At 72.0% G+C, this 8486-nt stretch carries 7 protein-coding genes; 4 read left to right on the top strand and 3 right to left on the bottom strand.

From position 1 onward, the window contains the following. Nucleotides 1–1435: MFS transporter (locus tag B7767_RS11380; RefSeq protein ID WP_085572097.1), on the bottom strand; the 1435-nt coding region annotated here is incomplete at its 3' end. Nucleotides 1436–1535: 100 nt separating this feature from the next. Between B7767_RS11380 and B7767_RS11375 the strand changes: the two genes are divergently transcribed. Continuing rightward, nucleotides 1536–2132 carry a TetR/AcrR family transcriptional regulator gene (locus tag B7767_RS11375; RefSeq protein ID WP_085572096.1) on the top strand — a complete coding sequence of 199 codons (597 nt, stop codon included), beginning with the start codon at nt 1536–1538 and terminating at the stop codon, nt 2130–2132. Here the strand turns inward: B7767_RS11375 and B7767_RS11370 are convergent. After that, the gene (locus tag B7767_RS11370; RefSeq protein WP_085572095.1) at nt 2115–3629 is read right to left on the bottom strand and encodes an AMP-binding protein; all 1515 of its coding nucleotides are present in this window, start codon (nt 3627–3629) and stop codon (nt 2115–2117) included. The genes B7767_RS11375 and B7767_RS11370 overlap by 18 nt on opposite strands. Before the next feature lie 119 nt (nt 3630–3748). On the opposite strand from B7767_RS11370, the gene B7767_RS11365 reads away from it, so the two are divergent. Beyond that, entirely contained in the window at nt 3749–3985 is a 237-nt protein-coding gene (locus B7767_RS11365) for an acyl carrier protein (RefSeq protein WP_085572094.1), read from the top strand. Nucleotides 3986–4002: 17 nt separating this feature from the next. On the opposite strand, the gene B7767_RS11360 is transcribed toward B7767_RS11365, so the two are convergent. Then, complete coding sequence (locus B7767_RS11360) at nt 4003–4947, bottom strand: ACP S-malonyltransferase (RefSeq protein ID WP_085572093.1); 945 nt, start codon at nt 4945–4947, stop codon at nt 4003–4005. 220 nt (nt 4948–5167) lie between these two features. Here B7767_RS11360 and B7767_RS11355 point away from each other — a divergent pair, with 220 nt between their 5' ends. Beyond that, entirely contained in the window at nt 5168–6766 is a 1599-nt protein-coding gene (locus B7767_RS11355; RefSeq protein WP_085572092.1) for an AMP-binding protein, read from the top strand. 31 nt (nt 6767–6797) lie between these two features. Next, the coding region (locus B7767_RS11350) for a beta-ketoacyl synthase N-terminal-like domain-containing protein (protein ID WP_256923408.1) at nt 6798–8486 on the top strand (1689 nt) is incomplete at its 3' end.

The raw sequence follows: 8486 nt of genomic DNA, 5'->3' as shown, positions 1-8486 counted from the left end.
CCGCGGCGGCGATCGTCATGCCCTCGGTGAACGCCTCCTCGGCCGCGCCCAGAAGGGACCGGCCCGCCCCCGCGGGCAGGTGCTGAGCCACCTCCGTCGCCCCGCCGAGCGAGCCCTCGGCGGCCTCGGCGGCCTCGGGCGGGAGCCCCGCCGTCGCGTCGTCGACATCACGGGTGTAGACGGCGGCGCCGATGCTGCCGAGAATCGCCACGCCCAGCGCGCCGCCGAGCTGGTTGCTGGTCTCGGGCAGCGCGGCGGCCGCGCCGACGCGCTCCGGTGGAGCCGCTGAGACGATCAGGTCGGCGGTCAGGGGGATCGCCATGCCCACCCCGGCCGACATGACGCTCGCGCCGAGCACCGCGAGGGCCAGGCTCGAATCGGCTCGCAACTGCGTCAGGACGGCGAAACCGCCGGACGCGATCACCATGCCGGCGCCGATGATGTAACCGGGGCGGACCGTCTTGGCCAGGATGGCGGCCACCGTGGTCGTCACCGCGACCGCCAACGGCGCGGGCAGGGTCCACAGTCCGGCCTCCAGCGGGCTGAGCCCGTGGACGAGCTGGAGCCACTGGGTGGCGAAGAGCAGGAAGCCGACCATGGCGAACAGGGCCACCAGATTGACGCCGATGGACGCGCTGAACCCACGGTCCCGGAACAGAGCCAGGTCGATCAGCGGACTGGGGGCCGCGCGCTGACGCCAGACGAACAGCACGCCCACCGCGACACCGGCGGCCGTGACGGCCGCGTACTTCCAGGCGAAGCCGTCGTCGGCGAGTTCCTTGATGCCGTAGACGACCGGCAGTATGGCGCCGAGGGACAGGGCGGCGCCGAGGAAGTCGAAGCGGCCGGGCCGCGGGTCGCGGTGTTCCGGCAGAAGCATGGGGCCGAGCACCAGGATCAGGACCGTGACCGGGATGTTGATCAGGAAGACCGAGCCCCACCAGAAGTGCTCCAGCAGGAGTCCCGACACGATCGGGCCCAGGGCGGCGCCGCCGGAGAGGCCGGCCGTCCACACCGCGATGGCCGTACGGCGCTGGGTGGGATCGCGGAACATGTTGCGGATCAGGGCGAGGGTGGAGGGCGCGAGCACGGCCCCGGACATGCCCAGGACGGCGCGCGCGAGGATCAGCAACTCGGCGCTGCCCGCGTAGGCGGCGGCGAAGGACGAGGCGCCGAACACCAACGCGCCGATCATCAGCAGCCGCCGACGGCCGATGTGGTCGCCGAGGGTGCCCATGGTGATCAGCAGTCCGGCGAGCATGAACGCGTAGATGTCCACGATCCACAGCTGCTGCGGGGCGCTGGGCTCCAGGGAGGCACTGAGGAACGGCAGCGCGAAGTACAGCACGGTCGTGTCCATCGACATCATCAGGACCGTGAGCACGAGGACGGCGAGGCCGACCCACTCCTTCGGGGTGGCGCGTTCGGGGTTCATGATCTCGACTCTAGATTTGTATAAGTAATCTGTCTATGTCAGATTCTGTTTAAGACGCTTGTTTAAGACATTCTTCTGCGGGCCGCTTAGAATCTTGGACATGGGACACCGAGAGGATCTGCTGGCCGGCGCGAAGAGCTGCCTGTACGAGAAGGGGTACGCCCGTACCACCGCGCGGGACATCGTCGAGGCGTCCGGCGCCAACCTGGCCTCGATCGGGTACCACTACGGCACCAAGGAGGCACTGCTCAACGCCGCGATCATGGAGGCGCTGGAGGAGTGGGTCCAGGAGCTGAAGCGGGCCCTGGCCGACGTGGACGGTCTGCCCGACGACCCGATCACGCGGTTCGAGGTGGTCTGGACACGGGTGATCGAGCTGTTCGAGCGGCACCGCCCGGTGTGGGGGGCCCAGTTCGACGCGGTCTCCCAGCGCGACCACGTGCCCGAGGTCCGCAGCTTCTTCGTCGAGGCGCAGCAGCAGGCGCAGAAGGGCCTCGTCGGCCTCCTCTGGGGCGGCCGTGAACTGCCGGAGCGCACCGAGGCCGCGGTCGGGCAGTTCTATCACGCCCTGCTGAGCGGCGTGATGATGCAGTGGGTCGTCGACCCCGAGCACGCCTCGACGGGCGAGTCGCTCGCGGAGGCGCTGCGGACGGTCGCGGAGGACGCCCGGCACTTCGGGTCAGGGGCGGCCGTCTGACATCGCGGCCGCCTCGCGGGCCAGCCTGGCCCGGTCCACCTTGTGGTTGGAGTTCAGCGGGAACTCCGCCACGTGCAGGAACGCCCTGGGCACCATGGGGTCGGGAAGGCGGGCGGACACCGCGCGGCGCAGCGTCGCCGGCGGGACGCGGTCACCGGTGTAGTACAGGACGAGCTCCAGCCCGCCGCCCGGTGCCGGGCGGGTCACCGCGGCCGCGTTCTGGACGCCCGGGCACTGCCGGACGACGTGGTCGACCTCGGCCAGCTCGACCCGGAAGCCCTGGATCTGCACCTGGGAGTCCAGGCGGCCCAGATAGGCCAGCTCACCGTTGTCCAGACGCCGCACGCGGTCGCCCGTCCGGTACCAGCGACGGCCGTCGCGCTCCAGGAACCGGCCCCGGTCGTCCTCCGGGTCCAGGTACCCGGGCGTCATCTGCGGCCCGGTGACGCACAGTTCGCCTTCCGTCGCCGACTCGGTGCCCTCGTCCAGCAGCAGGTGGTCGTGGCCGTCGTGCACCCGGCCGATCGGGACGACGCCGTTGACCGCGAGACGCGGTGAGGTCTCCGGCGACCAGCGGTGCCCGGTGACGGTCACGGTCAGCTCGGTCGGCCCGTACAGGTTCTCGATCTTCGACCGGGGCGCGGCGGCCTGCCAGGCGGCGGCGTCCTCGCACAGCAGCGCCTCGCCCGCGAAGAAGCTCCACCGCAGCGTGGGCATCGCCCCCGGGGCCAGGCCGCCCATCCGCCGGACGAAGGAGATGCCGCTGGGGGTGGAGAACCACACGGTCATCCGCCGTTCGGCGAAGAACGCCGGCAGGTCCCGATGGGCCGCGGGCGGGATGGCGTGCACCGGGGCCCCGTGGCCCCAGGCGCAGAAGAGCTCGAACATCGCGCAGTCGAAGTTGAGGCCGACGTTCTGGCAGAACACGTCGTCGGGGCCGAAGTCGTAGCGCCGCTCCAGCAGATCGAAGTAGTGCCCGTTGGACGCGTGCGTGATCGGCACACCCTTGGGGCGGCCGGTCGAGCCCGATGTGAAGAGCACGTAAGCGGTGTCGGACGGCCGGACGGCCACCGGTGCGTCGAGCGCGGGGCCGGGCGCGGACTCGTCCAGGACGGGCAGGTCCAGTTCGGTCTCCGCGAGGGCGGCCCGGCCGACCGGATCGGCGATGACCGCGGAGACGCCGGCCGCGGTGAGCATCCGGCGGGTGCGTTCGGCCGGGAACCGTGGATTGAGCGGCACGACCGTGACGCCGGCGTACAGCGCCGCGAGGATCCCGACGTACGCGGACAGGCTCTTGTCCGCCAGCACGGCGACGCCGCGCGGCGCCTGCGGGGCCCCGGCCAGCAGGGCCCCCGCCCGGCGCAACGCCAGTTCGTGCATCGCCTCGTACGTCAGGCTCTCGGCGTCCACGCGGATCGCGGTCCGGCCGGGCGACAGCTCCAGACCGCGCAGGAATCGTTCGTGCAGGCCGCGTCCGGAGACGGCTGATTCGATCATTGTCCTCGCTCCGCAGGAAGAAAAGGGGTGGATAGGGGTGCCGGCCCGTACAGCGCGCGGCTTATGTTGGCCACGGCGTCGACTATTCTTCGAACACCGGTGACAACACGGGAGCGCGTATGTGGGACGATTCTTTCGAGGAAATTCTGCGCAAAAATCTTCCACTGCTGGAATCGGGGGACGAGATCACCGCCGATCTGAGCCTGCGGGATCACGGACTCGATTCCATGGGAATGGTCGCGATACTGTCCTCGCTGGAGTCCACGTACGGCGTGCGTTTCGTCGACGATGCCCTCGACCTCGACAATTTCGCCACTCCCGAGACCCTCTGGAAAACCCTGTCGGCCATGCGCTGATCCGGTTTCCGTCCGGGCTATGCGATCGTGCTGCGCCGGCGCGGTCGCATGGCCGTGTCCGGCCGCACCGCCACGACCTCGAACGCGTCGGTCATGACCTCCACCCGGCCCCACAGGGCGTCGTGCCCGGCCACGTGCACCCGCTCGACGCCGAGGCCCTTGAGCGTCTCCACGACCGCCGGCCACCGCACCGTGCGCGTCACCGCGTCCAGCAGCAGCGACCGTACGCCGTCCGCGGTCCGCACCAGTGACCCGTCGTGGTCCGACACGACGACGGTCCCGGGATCGGAGAACGGGACGTCCGCGACGACCTCGGCCGCGATCTCCTCCCGCAGCTCCTCGAAGAGTGCCGAGTGCATCGGCGGCCGCATGACGTACAGCGGCAGGCCGCCCGCCGCCCGCAGCCGTCCCTGCAGCGCTTCCACCGCGCCCTCGCGCACCGACAGCATGTGGAAGTCGTGGTCGACGTGGCAGGCCACCTCGTTCCACTCGCCGCGCGCGTCCAGCTCGGCGCGGATCTCGGCGAGCCGGTCGGGCGGGACGCGCGCGAACGACTGGGTGACGACGTCGCGGTGCTCACGGGCGAAGTAGGCGTCCACGCGGCGGCCCCAGTCGACGGTCATCGTCACGGCCTCGGAGAACGGCAGCGCCCCGGACCGCACCGCCGCCGCTATGCCGCCGAAACTGGCGCCGGCGCACGCGACCGGCGCCGCGTCCTGCTCGGCGGCCGCGCACTCGGCCAGCGCCAGGCAGGAGACCAGGAAGACGAGCCGCGTCGACTCGGGGAACGCCCCCTGGTCGCCGCCCCGGGTCTCGGTCTCCCGGTACCGGTCCACCAGGGAATACCCCAGTGCCCGGTCCGCCTCGGCGACGAACCGGCGTGCCACGGGATGGGCCACCAGGAACCGCGCCAATTCGGCGAACCGTGTCGGGCCGATTCCGGGAAAGACAATCGCCGACATATTCTCGGCCTCCCTGTTTGTCGCGCTCGTGGCCTGCGTCTCGAAAGTCGGGCAGTCCGATCCCACTGTTTCCGGTCAGTCTTGTCGGCCCCCCGTGCCGGCATAACCCCTATGGCCCCCTAGTTCGCCGGTGATCGGCCGGAGTTCCTTGTGAGGCGTAAAAGCACCCTGCTAGAAAAAACCTGGCATTGGCTGAAAACGCCGAATGGAAGGGTGGCGCATGAGTCCGAATGGAGCGCGTCCGGCTCGGGCGCACGCATCGGTGGACAACCTGCGGACGTATCTGCTGGCCGCCGCCCGGAGGGGACCCGACCGGCCGGCCGTCATCCAGGCGGCGGCCGACGGGGCGCTGGAGACGATCACGTACGGCGAGCTGGAGCGGCGCACCGACCGCTACGCCGCCGCACTCGACGCCCTCGGGCTCGACGTCGGCGACCGCGTCATCCTGGAGTCCGACACCGACGCCGACGCCGTGGCGGCTCTGCTGGCCTGTGCCACCCTCGGACTGGTGTTCGTCCCGGCGAGTCCCGAGGTGCCCGACGAGCGGCTCCTGACGATCATCGAAAGCGCCGAGCCCGCGCTGTACCTGCAGTCCGCGCGCGGGCGGCGGAGCGGCATCCCCGAGCCGGTCGGCACGGGCCGGTTCGGCCCCGAGGGCCTCACCGTGGAGCGGCCGCCCGTGCCGCGGGTCCGCCGCCGTCGCACGGTGACGCCCGTCGACACCGCGTACATCACCTTCACCTCGGGTACGACGGGCAGGCCCAAGGGCGTGGTCATGAGCCACCGCGGGGTCATCGCGTTCCTGCGGGGCGCGGAGGCCGCGGAACTCATCACGTCCGAGGACCGGGTGGCCGGCACGGCGCCGTTCCAGTTCGACTTCGCGCTGGTCGACATCGGCCTCGCCCTCAGCCACGGTGCCGCCCTGGTGCCCGTGCCCCGCGACCGGCTCAACTGGCCCCGCCGCTTCCTGTCGTACCTGCGGGAGACCGGGACGACCCAGGTCGACGCCGTCCCTTCGGCCTGGCGCCCGTCGCTGCGGCACGAGCCCGCTCTGCTGGCCGAACTCGGCGAGGAGGGCACCCTGCGCCGCATCGCGTTCTCGGGGGAGGGTTTCCCGCTGGACGAGCTGAGGCGCCTTCAGGAGCTGCTGCCGAAGGTCCGCTTCACCAACGGCTACGGGGCCACCGAGACGATGGCCGCGTCCCTCACCGAGGTGCCCAACCCGCTGCCCCCCGGGACCGAACGCCTGTCGATCGGCTACGCCGTCGCCGGCGCGGAGATGATGCTCGTCGGGCCCGACGGCACCCTCGTGGACGAGCCCGGGGTGCTCGGCGAGATCCACCTGCGCACCCCGTCGCTGTTCTCCGGCTACTGGGGCGACCCGGAGGCCACGAACGCCGTCGTCGTCCCCGACCCGGTCGACCCCAGGTCGGGGCAGCGGGTCTTCAAGACCGGCGACCTGGCCACCATGGGGGCCGAGGGCGAGCTGTACTTCCACGGCCGCGCCGACTCCCAGGTGCAGATCCGCGGCAACCGCGTCGAACTGGGCGAGGTGGAGCGCCGCATCAGCGAGTTCCCGGGCATCACCGGCGCGGTCGCCATGATGGTGCCGCGCGAGGACGGCGACCCGGTGCTGCACGCGTTCCTCACCCACGCCCCCGACGGCCCCGGGGCGGCCACCAAGGACGTCATCGCGTTCTGCCGTGCCGCGCTGCCCGGCTACATGGTGCCCCACCGGCTGCACACGGTGGACGAGTTCCCGCTGACCGTCAACGGGAAGGTCGACCGCGCGGCCCTCACCACCCTCGCGGCGTCCTGACCACCCCGATGGCCTCCACGCCTCTTCTTCGTTGCGGAGTATGCACATGACCGAGCAGTCAAGGGCCGCGATGCTGGAACTGGTCCTGGCGCAGGCCGCGGCCGTGCTGCGGGCCGCCGATCCCGACGCCCACGGGGACGGCTCCACCGGCGTGGCGGCCGACCGTCCGTTCCTCGCGGGCGGCCTGGACTCGCTGGGCCTGGTCCAGCTGCACCGGCGGCTCACCACCGAGCTGGGGGTGGAGCTGCCCGTCACCGTCGGCTTCGACCACCCGACGCCGGCGGCCCTGGCCCGCCACCTGGCGGAGGTGGTGCACGGCACCGCCGAGCCGGGCGGATCCGACGACACCGCGGCGTCCGCACCGCCCGCGGTGTTCAACGAGCCGATCGCGATCGTCGGGATCGGCTGCCGCTATCCGGGCGGGGTCACCTCGCCCGAGGACCTGTGGCGGCTCCTGGCCGACGGCACGCACGTGCTCACCGACTTCCCCGACGACCGGGGCTGGGACCTCGACCGTCTCTACGACCCCGACCCGTCGGCGACCGGCACCAGCTACGTGCGGCGCGGCGGATTCCTGCCGGACGCCGCCGACTTCGACGCGGACTTCTTCCAGATCAACCCCAAAGAGGCGCTGGCCATGGACCCCCAGCAGCGGCTGCTGCTGGAGACCGCCTGGGAGGCGATCGAACGCGCCGGCATCGATCCGGGCCGCCTGCGCGGCACCCGGTCGGGCGTGTTCATCGGCGTGGAGCCGCACGAGTACGGGCCCCGCACGCACGAGGCCCCGGACGGCCTCGACGGCTACGTCCTGGGCGGCAACCTGCCCAGCGTCGTCTCCGGCCGCGTCGCCTACACGCTCGGCCTGGAAGGGCCGACGCTCACCGTCGACACCGCCTGCTCGGGCTCGCTCACCGCACTCCACCTGGCCGTACGGGCCCTGCAGCGCGGCGAGTGCGCACTGGCGCTCGCGGGCGGCGTCACCGTGATCTCCAGCCCCGGCACGTTCACCACGTTCAGCCGCCAGCGCGGCCTGGCCCCCGACGGACGGATCAAGGCGTTCGCCGCCGGGGCGGACGGCACCTCCTTCGCCGAGGGCGCGGGCGTCTTCGTCCTGACCCGCCTCGCGGACGCGCAGCGCGACGGACTCCAGGTGCTGGCCGTCATCCGCGGAACCGCCATCAACCAGGACGGCGCCTCCAACGGCCTGTCCGCCCCCAACGGCCTGGCCCAGCAGCGCGTCATCCGCCAGGCGCTCGCCGACGCGGGCCTGACCGCCGACGAGGTCGACGCGGTCGAGGCGCACGGCACCGGAACCACGCTCGGCGACCCCATCGAAGGGCAGGCACTGGTCGCCGCCTACGGACGCGGACGCCCACCCGAGAAGCCCCTGTGGCTGGGATCGGTGAAGTCCAACATCGGGCACACCGGCGCGGCGGCGGGAGCCGCCGGGATCATCAAGATGGTCCAGGCGATGCACAACGGCACGCTGCCCCGCACCCTGCACGTGGACGAGCCGACCCCGCACGTCGACTGGTCGGAGGGCACCGTCCGGATCCTGACGGAACCCGTGCCCTGGAAGGCCGCGGACGCGCCGCGCCGGGCCGGCGTCTCCTCGTTCGGCGCCAGCGGCACCAACGCCCACGTCATCATCGAGGAGCCGCCCGTCGCCGCCGGCGAGAGCGCGGAGGCCGCCGCACCCGTGGCCGCGCCCGCGGCCGGC

Origin of the sequence: Streptomyces sp. 13-12-16 (assembly GCF_002114215.1) — a bacterium.
GTDB lineage: Bacteria > Actinomycetota > Actinomycetes > Streptomycetales > Streptomycetaceae > Streptomyces.
This window is presented reverse-complemented; position numbering and strand designations above follow the sequence as displayed.